The sequence below is a fragment of the Catenibacillus scindens genome (assembly GCF_014202115.1).
Classification (GTDB): domain Bacteria; phylum Bacillota; class Clostridia; order Lachnospirales; family Lachnospiraceae; genus Catenibacillus; species Catenibacillus scindens.
Map to the genome: position 1 here is coordinate 468,893 of NZ_JACHFW010000001.1, position 16,985 is coordinate 485,877.

Annotated in this window: 17 protein-coding genes; 6 read left to right on the forward strand and 11 right to left on the reverse strand. The window is 44.1% G+C overall.

Going from position 1 to position 16,985, the window contains the following annotated elements:
• Positions 1–50: 50 nt before the first annotated feature.
• From HNP82_RS01940 to HNP82_RS01980, 9 genes are all read right to left on the reverse strand, one after another.
• A complete protein-coding gene (locus tag HNP82_RS01940; protein WP_183770882.1) occupies positions 51–980 on the reverse strand; it encodes a hypothetical protein in 930 nt (309 codons plus the stop codon).
• An 88-nt stretch (positions 981–1,068) separates the two neighbouring features.
• Positions 1,069–1,461: a hypothetical protein gene (locus HNP82_RS01945; RefSeq protein ID WP_183770884.1), complete on the reverse strand. Its 393-nt coding sequence runs from the start codon at positions 1,459–1,461 to the stop codon at positions 1,069–1,071.
• A gap of 131 nt (positions 1,462–1,592) precedes the next feature.
• A complete protein-coding gene (locus HNP82_RS01950) occupies positions 1,593–1,853 on the reverse strand; it encodes a hypothetical protein (RefSeq protein ID WP_183770885.1) in 261 nt (86 codons plus the stop codon).
• A gap of 343 nt (positions 1,854–2,196) precedes the next feature.
• Positions 2,197–2,862 (reverse strand): ATP-binding cassette domain-containing protein, encoded by a 666-nt coding sequence (locus HNP82_RS01955; RefSeq protein ID WP_183770886.1) that lies wholly within the window; start codon positions 2,860–2,862, stop codon positions 2,197–2,199.
• Positions 2,855–3,565, reverse strand: a complete 711-nt coding sequence (locus HNP82_RS01960) for a hypothetical protein (protein WP_183770887.1) — start codon at positions 3,563–3,565, stop codon at positions 2,855–2,857. The genes HNP82_RS01955 and HNP82_RS01960 overlap by 8 nt, the downstream gene beginning before the upstream one ends.
• Position 3,566: 1 nt before the next feature.
• Positions 3,567–4,412: a hypothetical protein gene (locus HNP82_RS01965; RefSeq protein ID WP_183770888.1), complete on the reverse strand. Its 846-nt coding sequence runs from the start codon at positions 4,410–4,412 to the stop codon at positions 3,567–3,569.
• Positions 4,413–4,496: 84 nt separating this feature from the next.
• The gene (locus HNP82_RS01970) at positions 4,497–5,270 is read right to left on the reverse strand and encodes a hypothetical protein (RefSeq protein ID WP_183770889.1); all 774 of its coding nucleotides are present in this window, start codon (positions 5,268–5,270) and stop codon (positions 4,497–4,499) included.
• A 23-nt stretch (positions 5,271–5,293) separates the two neighbouring features.
• A complete protein-coding gene (locus tag HNP82_RS01975) occupies positions 5,294–6,364 on the reverse strand; it encodes a hypothetical protein (protein WP_183770890.1) in 1,071 nt (356 codons plus the stop codon).
• 1 nt (position 6,365) lies between these two features.
• Positions 6,366–6,518, reverse strand: coding sequence for an AgrD family cyclic lactone autoinducer peptide (locus tag HNP82_RS01980; RefSeq protein ID WP_183770892.1), 153 nt, complete (start codon positions 6,516–6,518; stop codon positions 6,366–6,368).
• A gap of 284 nt (positions 6,519–6,802) precedes the next feature.
• On the opposite strand from HNP82_RS01980, the gene HNP82_RS01985 reads away from it, so the two are divergent.
• On the forward strand, positions 6,803–8,113 hold the full coding sequence (locus HNP82_RS01985) for a sensor histidine kinase (RefSeq protein WP_183770894.1): 1,311 nt from the start codon (positions 6,803–6,805) through the stop codon (positions 8,111–8,113).
• Between the two features lie 4 nt (positions 8,114–8,117).
• Here HNP82_RS01985 and HNP82_RS01990 read toward each other — a convergent pair whose 3' ends face one another.
• The gene (locus tag HNP82_RS01990; protein WP_183770896.1) at positions 8,118–8,591 is read right to left on the reverse strand and encodes an accessory gene regulator B family protein; all 474 of its coding nucleotides are present in this window, start codon (positions 8,589–8,591) and stop codon (positions 8,118–8,120) included.
• A gap of 144 nt (positions 8,592–8,735) precedes the next feature.
• On the opposite strand from HNP82_RS01990, the gene HNP82_RS01995 reads away from it, so the two are divergent.
• The 5 genes from HNP82_RS01995 to HNP82_RS02015 all read left to right on the forward strand — a co-directional run bounded on the left by HNP82_RS01995 (position 8,736) and on the right by HNP82_RS02015 (position 16,106).
• A complete protein-coding gene (locus HNP82_RS01995) occupies positions 8,736–9,488 on the forward strand; it encodes a LytR/AlgR family response regulator transcription factor (RefSeq protein WP_183770898.1) in 753 nt (250 codons plus the stop codon).
• A gap of 197 nt (positions 9,489–9,685) precedes the next feature.
• Complete coding sequence (locus HNP82_RS02000) at positions 9,686–11,212, forward strand: efflux RND transporter periplasmic adaptor subunit (RefSeq protein ID WP_183770900.1); 1,527 nt, start codon at positions 9,686–9,688, stop codon at positions 11,210–11,212.
• A gap of 14 nt (positions 11,213–11,226) precedes the next feature.
• Positions 11,227–11,988, forward strand: a complete 762-nt coding sequence (locus HNP82_RS02005) for an ABC transporter ATP-binding protein (RefSeq protein WP_207720523.1) — start codon at positions 11,227–11,229, stop codon at positions 11,986–11,988.
• Positions 11,985–14,741: a hypothetical protein gene (locus HNP82_RS02010; protein ID WP_183770902.1), complete on the forward strand. Its 2,757-nt coding sequence runs from the start codon at positions 11,985–11,987 to the stop codon at positions 14,739–14,741. The genes HNP82_RS02005 and HNP82_RS02010 overlap by 4 nt, the downstream gene beginning before the upstream one ends.
• Before the next feature lie 9 nt (positions 14,742–14,750).
• Positions 14,751–16,106, forward strand: a complete 1,356-nt coding sequence (locus HNP82_RS02015) for an ABC transporter permease (protein ID WP_183770904.1) — start codon at positions 14,751–14,753, stop codon at positions 16,104–16,106.
• Between the two features lie 288 nt (positions 16,107–16,394).
• On the opposite strand, the gene HNP82_RS02020 is transcribed toward HNP82_RS02015, so the two are convergent.
• On the reverse strand, positions 16,395–16,940 hold the full coding sequence (locus tag HNP82_RS02020; RefSeq protein ID WP_243164600.1) for a hypothetical protein: 546 nt from the start codon (positions 16,938–16,940) through the stop codon (positions 16,395–16,397).
• Between the last annotated feature and the right edge of the window lie 45 nt (positions 16,941–16,985).

Sequence of the window (16,985 nt, forward strand, 5' to 3'; positions counted from 1 at the left end):
CTGAATTTTAACACAATGCCATTTTCCTGGCAAGGCAGATGAAATTCCCCCTAATGGCCATTCACAAGCCCTGCCGCTCCATCCTTTCCGGATAGTATAAACCCGAAGGCCACTGTATCCGGGGCCGGGAACCGGCCCATATACTTTCCATTCATATCATAAATATCCGCTTCATAAAGATCCTCTAAAATCTTGTCCCCGCCATTTCCCTCCAAAGCGTCCTCACTGTGACAGATATAAATGAAGGAGCCATCGCTGATCACAATACTGTCAGGGTGAAATTCTTCTGGCACAAAGCTGGCACAGACGGCATTTCCTTTAAGATCATAAACCTCCATCTCATTCTCCGGGTTTATGTAAATGATCTTGCCCGGACAATAGGCCGGAAGGGCGGATGTGGGAACCGGGTACTCCCGCCATTTTTCATCACTGAACGTATAGATGCCATAGTAAAACCGGGACGCCCCCGGCTCTGACAGGTGATAGAGAATGGCCATGTGTCCGGGATAAAAGTGGACGTCCACTACGGAAGGTGTTTTTCCCTGGAAACTGGAGGAATACAGAACTTCCTCCCCCGCCGAATCCGCCTCCAGCAAACAGCGCCGCAGCTCTATCGCCGGAAGAATGTCGATGCCGCCCGGCCGAAAGTAAGTATAGTAAATATAACCGTTATCAAACACCGCGTTAAAGGAAGCTCCGTTGTAAGCCCGCCATGTAAAATCAGAAATCTTTTTGATCACCCTGTAATCCTCGGTGTATGGCTCTTTCTCTTTAATCCTCAGGGTATTTCCCTCACAGGCCGCCGTGTAGATCATATCTTTGTCATATCCCACAGCGCATCCCGGATCAACAGCCCCCTGGCAGGCGGACGCCGGATCTTCAGTAATCGAACTGTGAGGACAGTTCTCCTTCTGACATAAAGGCTCCCATAAATCCTCTGCCGGATTATACGCGTACAGCAAGCCATCCCTCGCTGTCACGGGACGCTCTCCCACCAGGATCACATTGTGATTATAACTTGGCCCGGAAGCATAGCTGATCACGGCCGGCGAATCGGCGCCGCAGCCATTACAAAGAACGGTCAGGGTCAGGAAAAAAAGAGAGAAATGTTGTCCCCCTGTAGCACAAACGTCCTTTCATTCCCTCCACAAGTTTTTCAGCCTTTCTTATGGGCGTTCTCAAAACAACTTCCCCCGGACTGCCCGAAGGGTCATATGTGGCAAAAGTAACATCAATCTTTCGTATCCCCCATGCAAGGATGGAATTTCTTGATACATACATAGTTGGGTAAGCGTCGGTCAATTCCCTGACTTTCACCACTCTGGCGTCCATCACTGCCTTTTTATCATGGACACGCCGCCAGATAAGCCACAGGACAATGAAAACAATAATGACTGCCGTAATAATGATAATCGTTCCTAGCTGATCCCAGAAATATTTCCAGTCAATGGATGGATTCATAAAACTCCCCCCTGTTCCATACACAAACGGCTGCTTCGCAGTCTGATTTGAAGCAGGAACCCATCTTCTTACGGGCAAGCCCGACGAATCTGTGTATCTGCTTCAAATCCCATGTGAATAGTAACCAATGTTCAGTCAAAATTACAAAACAGGACGCCGATCCCTGTGGCGACAATGGCCGGGAACAGCATACCAAGACTTGTAAATTCTCCCACAACACATAGTCCGTAGATCAGACTGCACCAGTACCGCACTGCAGAACATACGATCAGGAGCCAGAACAGTCTTTTGATAAGATAGACGATTTGCTGTGAACGGCTTCTTGAATAGCCAAAAAAGAACATCTTCAATTTTGAATCTCCGGGTTTATTTTCATGATTTTCAGCCTTCAATGGCATCCCCCTCCTCCCCGTATGCGCATCACATCATCACAATAACCTACACTCTTTTTCTGTGAGTGGCAAAGGCAATCACAGCGCTGGAAATCACTGAGGCAATTAAATATAAGTCAATCACTTTTCCCATAACGTCCCGCATAAAACTGCTGTCTAACGCGACTGTGACACGGATTAAGATCAATAATAAAATCGCTGACAACACCCATAATACATAAAAAATCCGGATTTTTTTGAAAAAAATTTTTTCATAACACTCCCCTTTTCACAAATTTGCCAACGCCCCTTTTTATACTATAATTGTAGTACGAAAGGGGCGTATTGTCAATATAACTTTGTTTTATTTTTCCATAGTTTCTATCTTTTGTTTTTCTTCTAATCTTCCATTTTGAATCGTATAAACTACATCACATAATAATTCGATATCCTCTTTATTATGACTCGCCAGAAGTATAATTTTTCCTTCATTTTTCAAGTCTAAAAATATACGGCGCATATCTTCCACGCCAGCTTCATCTAATCCGTTCATTGGCTCGTCCAAAATAATAATGTCCGGGTCTTCCATAATAGCCTGAGCTATGCTCAGACGCTGCTTCATTCCTAAAGAATATTTAGCAACCCACTTTTTATTTTCCGGTGAAAGTCCAACTAAACGCATTGCATCTTTAACTTTCGACCGATCAATAATATTTCGTATACTTGCAAGATACAACAGGTTCTTTAATCCCGATTCATACCATATAAATCCAGGATTTTCAATGATTGCTCCCAACTTTTCGGGAAAATCTATATCTTTCCCGATACACTTACCATTAGCAATAACACTGCCTGAATCAGCACTAAGTAAACCGCAGATAATTTTAAACAGGACAGATTTTCCAGAACCATTACGACCAATAACACCGTAAATATGACCTCCAACGCATGTAAAAGACACGTTTTCCAATACGGTTTCACCCTTAAAAGATTTTGAAACACCTTTTACTTTCAAATTATTGTCATTCATTCATCTTACCTCTTTCTTCAAAGTGCTTTTGCAAGTGATTTCCAAATCCCAGAATTAAAAAAATCATAAGAAGCTGCACTACTATAACGAGACCACTATTATATCCGTTCCCTGTATCTGCTATATCACTCCTGACACTCATGCCCCAAAAAGCAGGAACAATATTGACATTAAAACCGGCTTCTTCCCCAATCACAAAAGAAAAAAATTCTAAAAGAAGCATACTCAGCAATGAAACAACGGATGAACCACTGAGTATTTTCAACAACAAAATAATACTTACTCCCAGGAAACTGTGAATAGACAGCAATATAACCGATAGCCATCCATATGACAAATGGCTTTTATACACACCCGCCCCGATTATAACCATATAAATACACTGTAAAAAAAACAGGCCACATAACAAATGCCAAAACCAGCTCCATTTAGAGTGATAACGAAAAATGGTTAATGAACGTGTTCTGAAGCGAACATTAATATAATATCCTGCTACAACCCAGTAAAAAAAATAAATCCAGATCCATTGACTTAACTCAAGAAAATTAACACTGCCATTCCCTTTTATTTCGGGAAATTCAATACCTTGAAAAATATTTTGAGAAGATATTCCCAGCCCATATCTGAAAAGCGAAAAAAAAATCACATAGATAATGACCAGTAACCCCCCTAAAACAAAAATGCGCTCTATTTTTCCTTTCATCCTATTTACCACTCACTGAAATTTTAAAATCTGTATGAAAAACAGTTATTCGTAATATCATCATAATAATCAATATTGCTATAAAAAACATTCCATAAGAAAAATATAATGGCATTTCTCTGGAATGCCACTGTAAAATCGTATTTGCCAAAGGTGAAAATTTAAGTGGGATTCCTAATGAAGTATCACTTATCATAACATACCCTAAAAAATGAATGACAAAGGTAACAATACTCCCGACAAGTTTTCCATTATTTAAATTAAGCGCAAAAAGTAATAATCCTAAAATCACACTATATAGCATAATCAGCAAAAAGGTATGAATGGCCGCATCTACAGGTAAATAATTCTGAAGCAGAGAGGGTTCTGGCAATTCTAATCCATAATCCGACATAGCAATTGGATCATACATCGCCATTCTGTATATAGATCTGCTCCATACATTCCCTGAATAAGCGACTGAGGCCACACTGATTACCGAAAACGCAAGTAACACTATGTAATATATCGAAACCTGCATCAAAATATAAAATGTCAGACCCAAACTCCATCGTTTCCTGGTCGTACGGTAAATTGCTGTCATTGATCTTGATGTTACAAAAGGTGCGTCCGATAAAATAAGAAACAACCCCAGCAACGTAAAAGTTAGATTGCTCCGGGAATTAAAATATAAAATAAAAGGTTCCAAAAACTGAGCCGGGATATTCATTGTATATTGAATATATCGGTAGCTGTATTGAACAATCCCTATCAAGCCTAATATGTATCCCATAATGACTCTCAAAGAAACTATTTCGGTTTTAAATTGTGCCCAGGCAATAATAAAACTTTGTCTTATACCAGCCATAAAATGTCACTCTCCATAGAAATACAGGTATAATATGGCATTATATAACGCCACATTATACCTGGTATGTTATTTTATCCATAATCACACATTTAATATCCTCTTAAATTTGCGACGCATAAATACTATTATAAATACGATGACAATGAATATATTCACAGTTTGTATAATAAACGGTGCCGCCAAAGGGGTATCTGCTCCAAAATCTGAGCGCCACAAAACCGCCGGATTCAGATAAACCAAGAAGGATTCTTTTAATAGCATCCATAACGCCTGGTAGATAATAAACGGAACAACAAATGTAACATATCGGTTTGAGCATAAAACAGAGATAAGTAAGGCGACTTCCGCCCATAAAAAGCCAAATAAGAAAAACAAAATCAGGCGAAACAGTAAAACAAGCATACCTCCCCAGATAAACATATAATTTCCCCAAATATGTTCGGTGTATACCTGAGGATACAACTCCGGACTTACGGGCTGCCCTACAATAACAGCGTACCCGAAGGCAAAAATAAATGGAATAACCATAGAAAGGCCACCGGCAAAGCCAGTAAAAAATATTTTATGTGCCATATATCTTTGATACGTCGTCCGCATAAATATATACTTCTGGAAACCACTGTTTTTTTCCTCAAGGTAGGAAAAACCATAGGGTAAAACAGGAAATAATGCCGCGAAGGGAACATATCCTGACATTGCTAACGGATAAATAGAGATTGTTAAAATATCTGTATTGGAATTTCCAACAACACCGTTTACAATGTACGATCGGAAAAGAATCACCGTACTTATAATCACAGAGACTGCCATTCCCCAATTTATAACAGATCTTTTTAAATTCATTTTTAAAAACATGATCAGCACCTCTTAATTCTGTTTTAAAAATCACTGTTCATATATTCAAGCGTTCCATTTTGGGCATTAATGGCAAAAACAGAAACATTTTTAAAAAAAACGTCAGAGTAACATTCAAAACTCCACACAGGATAAAATCTGTAGCCATTTTCATCTGAATCAATCATATATTTTAATTCAATATCCGAAATAGGCGGAGCATTATCCAGACGCCTTAAACTTTGCTGCTCATACAGCGATGTCAACGCTTTCTCGAGATTTTCCCAGGGCATCAAAAAACTTTCTTCCTGATTTTTAACCACGAAATCAGAATGGACACTAAGCAAATTAATTCCATGTTCCGAAATATCTACACTTCCAGAGCAGTCTACATACGGTTTGGCTCCTGTAATAGCGTTGGAGCAGCACTTAACCCCATTAATTTCATTGACGGTCTCAAAATTGGCATAGGGATAATCCCCTTCATAATATTTAGCAGATACGATTTCCTGATGAAACCCTAATTCATCCATCATATTCTGCACGTTCAAAGCCAGATTTTCTATCCATTGTTTTTGTGCTTCTGTACATTGGTTATAGGATACGGGGACTGCCCGGATACTGAAATATTGATCTAACAAACTATTGCTATACCCATAATTATTCAGGCCACTGGCTGTCGATATGGAAAAGGTTTCTACGAAATCCTCTTTTCCTGTAATCTGCCATGTTGTAAAATTATCTTCTGTTTCAGAAGTAATATTTTCTCCATTAAATAAAACATGACTTATGACAGATTCTGAAGGCTGCTGCGTTTGTTCCAGGCTCCCCTGCATAATTTCTGCATCAGAAACAGTAATATCCGCATCAATTTCTAACGGATATCCCTGTGAAGTAAACGACTGGGTATAATGTTCGGGCAACTGTGCCAAAACCTGCCCTGCGGCCTGGGTATCTGCTGCGATTGTCTCATCTTCTACAGTATAAATACTATTTTTTGTCGTTGCTTCCGGAGTTGTCTGACATCCTGAGGATATTGCCAACAACATTCCCGTACAAAACCCGAATATAACCGTTTTCCTTATTCTGCATTTATTCATATCATCACCATTCAAATCACCCTTTTTCCGTTTTCTTTTTCAGTCTCTCAGGGATTTTAGGTTCATATAATCCTGCCAAAGAACTTGCCAGTGAACTATTCTCTCCCCATTTGATTGCCGCCCTGGCGGCAGCCGCCAGGCACTTACCTGAAATATTTATTATCTTCATCACATTCACCTCCTCATGTGTACGATTATAACCCCTTTTGCGGTCATCTGTTCAAAAAACTTTTAAATGACGTTTTTTGACGCCTGAACGCTGTTTTATTTTCCGGCAATAGCGTTCAGGCAATTTAAACGCTTATTGAAAAATACCGTCGGCTCATTTATAATGATGGCAAACGGACAAAATGTCTTTTTTGTCGGGTCTCAAAGCCATGCTTGCCTGTGCTTCGCGCTCCCGCATGACCTTTTGTCGCTTGTCTCATCAAATTTAAATGAGGTGATCATCCAATGCTTTATCCTCTGGCGATTACAGTTTTAACAGCGGTTTTATACATAAGTCCTCTCCTTATACTTCTGCCCTTTAAATTATCCCGCGGCCGGAAGCTTCTCTTATTTGCCCTGACATTTTTCTGCCTCTGCCTTTTGAACCGGTTTGATAACTCATGGGTTCTCGTTCTCCTTCTGGCGTTAAGTCTCTATCTGTCGCTCATCGACAGCCACCGTATACGCAACATATGCCTGTTGATCATCAGCTATCTGCTCAACGTTGTTTTAAACAATCTGGAATCAACCGTCCTCTGGCTATGCACAGGGATCGCCATTGATCAGATGTGGCAGACGCCGCCTTTATATATTGCTTTTTGCTTATTTTCCATTCTGATCACGTGCCTTGCCGCCAGACTCCTTGTATGGCTTTTTCAAAAATTTCACTTTACCCTGAATTTGTCGCTGCTGTCAAAAAAAATTTTATTTTTCATGATCCTCATGCTGGCACTGGCGCTGATCCTTTTTGTGATCAATATTGTGGCAGGAGAAAGGATCGGCTATTCGCCAATGGTTGTCACTTTTAACACCTTTGTCTTTGCCGCCTATTTTGTCCTGGCCGCCAGCGCGGTGGTCTACGCCGTCCGTACCTATCGCCGAGAAGCGGCCATTTCCATGCGCCAGGCTTCCCTGGAATCCATGCAAAAATATACAGAGCAGGTAGAAAATCTGTACAACAGTATGCGCGCCTTTAAACATGACTACGTCAATATCATAGCCACCATGTACGGATATATTGAAAACAGGGATATCGACGGACTTTCAGAGTATTTTACAGAAGAAATCCTGCCCCAGACCCGGCATCTTGCCCCAAAAAACTATCAGTTGGGGCGCCTGTCCAATTTGAAAATCATTGAATTAAAAAGTCTGATCACATCGAAGATCATCTATGCTCAGGAAATGAATATTGCCATAACCATTGAAATTGATACGCCTGTCAGCCATGTGCCTGTGGACATTGTGGATCTGGCCCGAATCCTTGGAATCTTTTTAGACAATGCCATCGAGGCCGCCCTTGAAACAAAAGATCCTTCCCTTTCTTTTATCATTATTGAGGACGCCGATGAGACGGCTTTTCGGATCGCCAACAGCTATATTGATAAAAAAATAGATTTAAACCACCTTTCTTCCCCGGAAGTATCCACCAAAGGAAAATACCGGGGGATCGGCCTTTACAATGTGGCCCAGATCATGACCCGGTATCCTGCTCTCTATCTGGAGACAAGCGCCCAAAATGGACAGTTTATCCAGTTTTTACACATTTACAAATCGTAACCATTCAGTCGTCACGGTGTGCCGGGGGAATAAGGGTTAATGCCTCAACGGCCAGGGCCGCTAAAATAATTTCCCTGATATTCCATGGGTCAATAAGGGCCAGGATTCCCCAGCAGCAAGCTATCCCCCAGGCGATGGCTTTTTGCTTCTTAAATGTCTCATCCCGGCCGGGCAAAACCCCGGATTTTCTCGGAGCGCACATAAGGACAAGCAGAAGTACCAGGGCAAAAATGATCACAGATATCCCCATGTTCAGTGAAATGGCCAGGGCCGCCTTTGTCCCAAAGATCATAATGGATGTGGTGGCCACTGTACATTTCAGGCTGGTGTTTAAATGAAGTCCTCCCGCCGCGGTCCGAAAGCTGCCAAACACAATGAAAAACAGCAGCACAGGAACAAATATATGTAATATTCCGGCAATGGAAAAAATCACAGCCGTCAGCAGACATTGATGGAGGATTCCCTCAAATCCGCCCATATTTCTTCCCTAAACGCTCCCAAAGCCGCGTTTATTCGCCAATTTTTATCGTTTATTTTTAATTTCATTTATACGCATTTGCATAGTGTATACTGTTATCAGAGATAAATGGCAGACTGCCATACAGAAAGGGGATTTACAAAAATGCTGAATATTTATATATGTGAAGATAACCCGCGTGAACTGGCCATGATCAAAGAAAAAGCAGAAAATTTCATTGCCTTTGAGGAGCTGGATATCCAGCTTGCGGCCGCTTCCCCCGATCCCGATGAAATTTTGAAAAAAGTCCGGGATTCCACCGGCTGCGGCCTTTATTTTCTTGACATTGATCTGAAAAATGAAAACACCAATGGCTTTCTCCTGGCTCAAAATATCCGCAAGATCGAGCCCCGGTGCTTTATTGTATTTATTACCTCCCACATCGAATTAAGCTATCTCACTTACCAGTATAAGGTGGAGGCTCTGGACTTTATTATTAAAGACCGCCCGGAAGCTGTAAAAAATAAAATCCATGAATGTATCCTTAACGCCTATGAAAAATATACCGGGGGATGGGATACCTACAAAAATGTCTATCAGTTAGCCACGCCCGGCAAACGAAAGATCACCGTCTACTATAACGACATTCTGTCCTTTGAGACGTCGCCCATCAACCACAAAATCCAGTTGAAAGCACTCCATCGGGTAATCGAATTTTCCGGAAATCTGTCTGACATCGAGAAGGAACTCAATGAAAATTTTCTTCGCTGCCACCGCTCAGCCATTGTCAACATCCGCCACATTACAGACGTGGACTATACCCGATGTGTCATTACATTAAGCGACGGGACAACCTGCCCGCTGTCCACCCGAAAAAAAGGAGTCCTGAAAAAGATGCTGAAAAATTTCAATTCGTAAATATGCGCCCGCGGGGTGAACAGCCGCTTAAACTTCCGTTAAGAAAATGTAAGAATTTCGTTGATAACCTTAAACAGATTTTTTACTCCATTAATGCTATAATAAAATCAGCAAAGCTATGTGCAGGTAACAGTTCAGCCATCAGGGATGACTGAACTGCTACATTCATATCAATCTTTAAGGAGGAACTGTAGAAAATGAAAAAAAAGAATCGGATGATACTGATCATCTGCGTCATCGTTGCTGTCATCGCCATTGCGGCGGCAGCCCTTTACTATTTTGTTTTCCGCAATAGTTCAGGCGGCGACGCCAATAATGTAGCCTATGTGGATTCTGTTTCCATGCTTGCGGGACTGGGGAGCGGCACCGGCGTTCAAAACCGTTTTTCCGGTGTTGTCGAATCCCAGGAGACAACTAAAGTGGAAAAAAGCGCAGACAAAACTATCAAAGAAATTTTTGTTTCTGCCGGAGACGAAGTTGCCGCAGGTGCTCCCCTCTTTGAATACGACACCGAAGATACCGCTCTGAAACTTGAACAGGAGCGGATCAATCTGGAAAGTATCCAAAATGATATTACCGGGTATTACAATCAGATTGCCGAGCTTCAGAAAGAAAAGAATAAGGCGTCGGCCGACGAACAGCTCAATTACACTATGCAGATCCAGACGGCTCAGACCAACGCCAAGCGGGCTGAATATAACAAGCGGGCCAAAGAGGCTGAGATTGAAACTCTGGAAAATGACCTGACTAACGCCACCGTCACCAGCCCTATGGACGGCATCATCCAGGAAGTCAACGAAAATACCACCTACGACAATATGGGAAATCCCAAGCCCTTTATGACCATTATGGCTTCCGGCGAATACCGGGTCAAAGGTAAGGTCAATGAGCAGAATGTGTGGAATCTTTCCGAAGGTCAGCCGGTGATTATCCGCTCACGTACCGACGAGAATATGACGTGGACTGGCACCATCAGCAAGATTGACACAAGCAACACTTACGCCAGCACAGATAGTTCCGGAAGTGTTACATATATTGGCGGTTCCGGCGAGGGCGGACAGACATCTACAAGCTATGCTTTCTATGTAACCCCGGATTCCTCCAGCGATTTTATGCTTGGACAGCATGTATTTATCGAACTGGACAACGGACAGGAGAATGCGAAAGAGGGGCTGTGGATCTCCGCCATGTACCTGGAGTTGGAAGACAATGACGCCTACGCCTGGGTTGCCGGAGCCAACAATCGCCTTGAGCGGCGGCACCTTACATTAGGCGACTATGACAGCGGTATGGACGAATACCAGATCCTTGATGGCCTCACCGCCGAGGACTATATCGCTTTTCCCGGAAATCTTCTCCATGAAGGTATGGAATGCGTGTTAAATGACGGTACCCACACCAATTCCTCACAGGATACGGATTCCATGGACTTAAACGGCATAGACGGAATGGACGGCTCAGATTTGGGTGCTGGCGATATGCTCCCCTCCGATGACGGCATGATCACAGATGACGGTGCTGCTGTGGATGACGGCATGATCACAGATGACGGTGCTGCTGTGGATGACGGTATGATCACTGACGACAGTGCTGCTGTGGATGATGGTATGATCACTGACGACAGTGCTGCTGTGGATGACGGTATAATCACTGATGACGGCAGCGTCACCAATGACAGTTCCATGATGGATGATGGCCCCATGGCCGCCACCCAGGCAGAGTGAAACGGGGGCATTATATGATACTTGAATTAAAAAATATATACAAAGATTATATTCAGGGAAAAATGACTGTGCCGGTGTTAAACAATATTTCCTTAGACGTTGAAAAGGGAGAATATCTGGCTATTATGGGCCCCTCCGGTTCGGGAAAGACTACACTGATGAACATTATCGGATGTCTGGACCGCCCCACCTCCGGCCAGTATTTTCTTGACGGTGAGGATGTTTTTAAATATAACGACAAAGCCATGTCAGATTTAAGATTAAAGAGCATCGGATTTGTCTTTCAGAGCTTTTATCTTCTCTCCCGCCAGAGCGCTCTGGACAACGTCAGCCTTCCGCTCATCTACGCAGGCGTGAGCAAAAAAGAGCGCAGAGAAAAAGCTTTCAGAGCTTTAGAGCGGGTGGGTCTGGCCGACCGTGTGGATTTTAAGCCGACACAGCTTTCCGGAGGTCAAAAGCAGAGGGTGGCTATTGCCCGGGCCATTGTCAATAATCCTAAGATACTCCTGGCGGATGAGCCTACCGGCGCCCTGGACAGTAAGTCCGGTCAGCAGATCATGGATCTGTTCCAAAAACTCAACGAAGAAGGAGTGACCGTTGTAATGATCACCCATGACGCGGAAATCGCCGGATTTGCTCAACGCAAAATCCTGATCCGCGATGGCCAGATCGTTCCGGACTTAAATACATCCGCCCTTCACGTTCACAATATTCCCGCAGATACTTCTGTTCAAGAAGATATCTCTGTTCAAAAGGAGGTGCCGGATCAGGTATGAAACGCAAAAAAATATTCATTCCCATATGTTCCCTGCTGATCGCAGGTCTCGTGGGCGGCGGTATCTTCGCGGCTGTCCAGGTTCAAAATAATAATAAAACGGTGGAGGTTGTCCCTGTCAACACCATCTCCACCTATGATTACGGCAGTTACTCAACATCCTATGGCCGGATCACTTCCGACGTCAGTCAGACCATTTATCTTGAGAGCAACGCCACCATCAAAGAAGTTTATGTCCATGTAGGGGACACTGTCACCGCCGGAACGCCTCTGATCCAGTATGACACTGAACTGACCCAGTTGGATATAGAGAGCAAGAAACTGGATATCCAGGGCATTGACATGGATATTGATCAAGCGAATAAAGATATACAGAGCCTTAAAAACGGCGTTGTCCCCTCCGGTGGAATTTCCTTTGATACGCCCGATCAGCCTTCCGCTGATGTTGAAGGCAACGATACCAACCTGACTTCGGCGGCGCCAAAGATCATCACAGCCTCTGCGGCAACGTTTTCTCAGACGGAATCAGTTCCCCAAGTGACGGCAGATACTTCCGCTCAGACAGAACCGGGTACTATACCCCAAAGCGTTCCCCAGGCTCAGAGCGATACACAGATTCAGCCGGGTACACAACCTCAGAGTCAGTCCCAGACGCAGCCGGGTACCCAGCCCCAAAGTCAGTCCCAGACGCAGCCGGACACTCAGCCTCAGAGCCAGTCTCAAACGCAGCCTGACACCCAGCCTCAAAGTGATACTCAGCCCGGTACCGAATCTGAGACAGATCCCCCCAAAGCGACGGAATCTTCACAGACATCTGATTCTGAGCAAAGCGCTTCCGCCTCTGAAACAGAGCCGTCCTCTCAAACAGACACTCAGACTCCGGGGTCGGATACGTCTCAGACAAAAGAGCCTCAGACCGGAGAATCTCAGACTGGAGAATCTCAGACCGAAGAACCTTCTGAGGAAGTTAAAGAGGAAAAGACTCTGGATAAAGATTTTGATTTTTCCAAATATGAAAATGCTGTCAATGACAAAGGAGAGATGGTGATTCCCTGCACATTGACAACAACAATCACCCCGGAATTTATCAATCTTATCCGCGGAAAAAATCCTGATGGCTCCACACCGGAAGACATCCCCGATCCAGATAACCCGGATAAGACTATCCCGGTTCCGGCAAAAAAAGTCCGGCTAACCATTAAAGATTATGACAAAACGCTGCTACTGGATGGCAACAAATTAAACGAGCCTTTTATAAACACTCAGAAAGAGTGTACGCTCCAGGCGTTTATTGACAACGATTTTCAGATGCCTGTGGATGAAATCGCCGAGCTTAATAAAGACTTTTTTACAGACTATCCCCAGACGGCAGAGATCACTGACCGGCCTATACTGATCCAGTGTACATCACAGACACAGCTCACTCCGGAATTTATTTACATACTTCTGGGTAGAAATGCTGACGGCAGCGAGAACAAAGACGGCATTTCCCACAGCGCTCTTTTATGGATGGAGGATGCGGAGGACGCAGCGGATACCGATGAAAGAGAAGATTTGTGTCTCCTTGATCCTGAAACTCTGCCCCTGCCCTACGTGACATCCATCGCCACGTCCCTGGCCGATTTTATAGCCAACGACTTTGAACTTGCCCAGGAGCCTGTAAAAGAACTGAATAAAGATACGGCCTTAGATGTTTCCCACGATCATCGGGAAGTTTATGAAATTTACTGCGATGAGTCAACCATTATCACCAAAGATTTTATTAACCGCATCCGTGAAGAAAAAATTTCCGTAATCTTAAAGATCGAGGGACACGCAAGCTGGATCACACTGGACGGCAGCAAAATGGAAGAACCCTCGGAAAAAGCTATGGATACCCCTATCGCTGATTTTATTGCCAACGGTATCGCTTTAAATGAAGAACCTGATGAAACAACAGAGCTTCCCGGTGACGATATTTGGGGCGGCGGTATTGAAATCGGCGGCGGCGGTATTTCCTATACCGCAGAAGAAATCCAGGAAATGCTTAAAGCAAAACAGCTTGAACTAAGTCGTCTCCAGACCCAGAAACGCCAGGCCCAGCTTGACCTGGCCAAACTGCAAACCCAGCTTGAAAACGCTACAGTGACCAGTATTGTCAACGGCGTAGTCACTCAGATGTCCGAATTAAATGAAAACACCAATACCTCCGATCCATTTATGGTTATCAACAGCACAGAAGGGCTCTATCTCACCGGCGCCATCAACGAGCTGGATTTGGGAACGCTGACAGTCGGGCAGACCATCTCCGCTATGTCCTGGAACACCGGGGCATCCTTTGACGCGGTGATCAAAGAGGTTTCTCCCTACCCAACAACCAGCGCGGACAGCTATGGGCAGAATCCAAATTCTTCCAGCTATCCGTTTATCGCCCTGATCAGTGATCCCCCGGAGGGGCTGATGGAAAATGAAAACGTGGAGATCACCACAGGAAACAACAGCATGATCAACCCGGATATGACCGGCCAAAACCTGTATCTCTCCAAAGCATATATCCGCACCGAAGATAACGGTGAAAACTGTGTTTTTGCCGCCAACAGTGAAGGGCGTTTAGAGCGCAGGGTCGTTGTCACCGGAAAGGTTCTGGGAAGTTATATTGAAATCACCAACGGTGCTGTTACCGAGAGCGATTACCTGGCTTTCCCCTACGGAAAGAATATTAAAGAAGGCGTAAAAACCGAAATCAATGAAGAAAACGGAGTCATGTATTATTAGGAGGTTGCCATGTTAGAAAATATTCGACTCTCATTTCAGGGGGTATGGTCCCATAAGATGCGCTCCTTCCTGACAATGCTAGGCATTATCATTGGTATCGCATCCATCATTGCCATTGTCTCCACTATCAAGGGTACTAATGAGCAGATTAAACAAAACCTTGTAGGCGCGGGAAATAATACCATTGATATTAAGCTGATGGAAAATAATTATGAATACTATCCAGATAATTATAATATTCCATCTTCCATCCCTATCCTGGATGAATCTTTGCGGGAGGAACTACTTGCTATCCCTGAGGTGGATAATGTGTCCTACTATCTCCACCGCAATTACAGCGACAGTTTGTACTATCAAAATACATCCTATACAAATATGCAGATTTACGGCGTTGACCGTCAGTACTTCGACACCTGCGGTTTTATCAGCACCAAAGGACGCACCTTTGTAGATCAGGATTTTACCGATTTCCGAAAGGTGGTGGTGTTAGATAAGGATTCCGCCTCAACGATCTTTCCCAGTGAAGATCCCTTGGGAAAAACACTGGAAATCAACGGAGAGCCCTTTACCGTCATCGGCGTAGTAGACAAAGCATCCACTTTTAAACCGGTGATCAATACACTGGAAGATTATTACCAGTACAGCGGAAATCAGATGACAACCATTTATATTCCTTACGATTCATGGCCGATCATCTACTGTTACGACGAAATCCCCAACGTGGTTGTCCGGGCCGTAGATACAGATTCCATGAGTACCGCCGGGCAGAAAGCGGAGGACGCTATCAATGCATTTATCGGCGTTTCCACAGACGGCACCCAGGTTCCTTCCGGAGATGATCTTCTCACTGAGGATATGGCCCTTGATGCCGCCGCTTCAGACATGTCCTCCATGGACTCCGGCACCTCCAGCCAGCCTTACACTTACCGAGGCACGGATATTATGGAGACAGCGAGAAATCTTCAGGAATTAAGCGCCTCAACCAACCAGCAGCTCATATGGATCGCCAGCATTTCCCTGCTGGTGGGCGGCATCGGCGTTATGAATATTATGCTTGTATCCGTCACAGAACGTACACAGGAAATCGGCCTGAAAAAAGCCATCGGTGCCAGAAAAAGCCGTATTCTCGGCCAGTTTCTCACTGAGGCGGCAGTTTTGACAAGCCTTGGCGGTCTCATCGGCATCATCGCCGGTATCATCCTGGCGGAAGTGATCTCCCGGATCTCGTCCACGCCGGTGGCTATAAGCGTCCCCGCCATTGTCGGCTCCGTCCTCTTCTCCGTAGTCATCGGTATTATATTCGGTCTGCTGCCATCCATTAAGGCGGCAAACCTTAATCCTATCGACGCCCTGCGGCACGAATAAACGGCCTGTGGCAAACTGCCGGCCAGAAAGTTTGTCCATCCGCGCCAGGAAAGTAAAGAAAGCCGTCGCTTTGACGATGAAAAATCATCGAAAAGCGACGGCTTTTTCCAGGCAAAAGGGCGGTTTAGCTTTTTCAAAAGCAGAATGGATTGGAAATATTAACAGTGCCAAAAATATTTGATGCCATGCGGTACATAGCCTTTGCGTGAATACGGTCATGCCAGAGAAAGCGGCGCAGCATTTTTCGCAATGTCCAGTATTCGCCATAACTCCCTTGATACACTGAATTTAAAAGGAAATCTTTTTTTGTTCCAACAATTTAAAGCCCCTGTATCTGCAATCATAAATATCACCTTCATTATCCCCTGCCACATCAAGTTCACCAAAGTAATACGCATTCACATTTTTAGTATGCGTATACATTTCTTTGGCAGAACGGGGAACCTGACCGTAAAAAGTTTTTCGCCTCGGCCTATTGCTTCTATCTTTGTCAGGGATCGACCGATAAAGTGCAAAAAAATCCGATGCCGATTTCAAAACCAAATCTTTTAATTCCAAATATTCATCCATAGAAAGGGGCGCTTTTTCTCCCTCAAACAGCACATCTGAATCCGCGTCACGTACTTGCAGGCTGCAAGGTGCCTCCTGTACAACCTCTACAAATATCTCATCCGGACATGGAGCATTTTTCCATCTAAGATAAGAAAATGCTTCTGCACTCATTTTCCCCATTGCAATTTCAAGACGCTCACCTCTGGTGTACGCTCCGGGAAGATTTACCGCATACAGAAGAGTATCATTTCCATTGTGTTCCCATACGCAATTTATTTTCACTATTTGTCAGCCCCTTTTTGCTCCTCTTTTCTTTTCAAATCAAAT

What these genes read in the sequence shown, in the direction of transcription:
- HNP82_RS01955 (WP_183770886.1), bottom strand. Translation starts at nt 2,862, where the DNA reads ATGAATGACAATAATTTGAAAGTAAAAGGTGTTTCAAAATCTTTTAAG.
- HNP82_RS01945 (WP_183770884.1), bottom strand. Translation starts at nt 1,461, where the DNA reads ATGAATCCATCCATTGACTGGAAATATTTCTGGGATCAGCTAGGAACG.
- HNP82_RS01995 (WP_183770898.1), top strand. Translation starts at nt 8,736, where the DNA reads ATGCTGAATATTTATATATGTGAAGATAACCCGCGTGAACTGGCCATG.
- HNP82_RS01960 (WP_183770887.1), bottom strand. Translation starts at nt 3,565, where the DNA reads ATGAAAGGAAAAATAGAGCGCATTTTTGTTTTAGGGGGGTTACTGGTC.
- HNP82_RS01965 (WP_183770888.1), bottom strand. Translation starts at nt 4,412, where the DNA reads ATGGCTGGTATAAGACAAAGTTTTATTATTGCCTGGGCACAATTTAAA.
- HNP82_RS02000 (WP_183770900.1), top strand. Translation starts at nt 9,686, where the DNA reads ATGAAAAAAAAGAATCGGATGATACTGATCATCTGCGTCATCGTTGCT.
- HNP82_RS01985 (WP_183770894.1), top strand. Translation starts at nt 6,803, where the DNA reads ATGCTTTATCCTCTGGCGATTACAGTTTTAACAGCGGTTTTATACATA.
- HNP82_RS02015 (WP_183770904.1), top strand. Translation starts at nt 14,751, where the DNA reads ATGTTAGAAAATATTCGACTCTCATTTCAGGGGGTATGGTCCCATAAG.
- HNP82_RS01990 (WP_183770896.1), bottom strand. Translation starts at nt 8,591, where the DNA reads ATGGGCGGATTTGAGGGAATCCTCCATCAATGTCTGCTGACGGCTGTG.
- HNP82_RS01980 (WP_183770892.1), bottom strand. Translation starts at nt 6,518, where the DNA reads ATGAAGATAATAAATATTTCAGGTAAGTGCCTGGCGGCTGCCGCCAGG.
- HNP82_RS02010 (WP_183770902.1), top strand. Translation starts at nt 11,985, where the DNA reads ATGAAACGCAAAAAAATATTCATTCCCATATGTTCCCTGCTGATCGCA.
- HNP82_RS02005 (WP_207720523.1), top strand. Translation starts at nt 11,227, where the DNA reads ATGATACTTGAATTAAAAAATATATACAAAGATTATATTCAGGGAAAA.
- HNP82_RS01970 (WP_183770889.1), bottom strand. Translation starts at nt 5,270, where the DNA reads ATGTTTTTAAAAATGAATTTAAAAAGATCTGTTATAAATTGGGGAATG.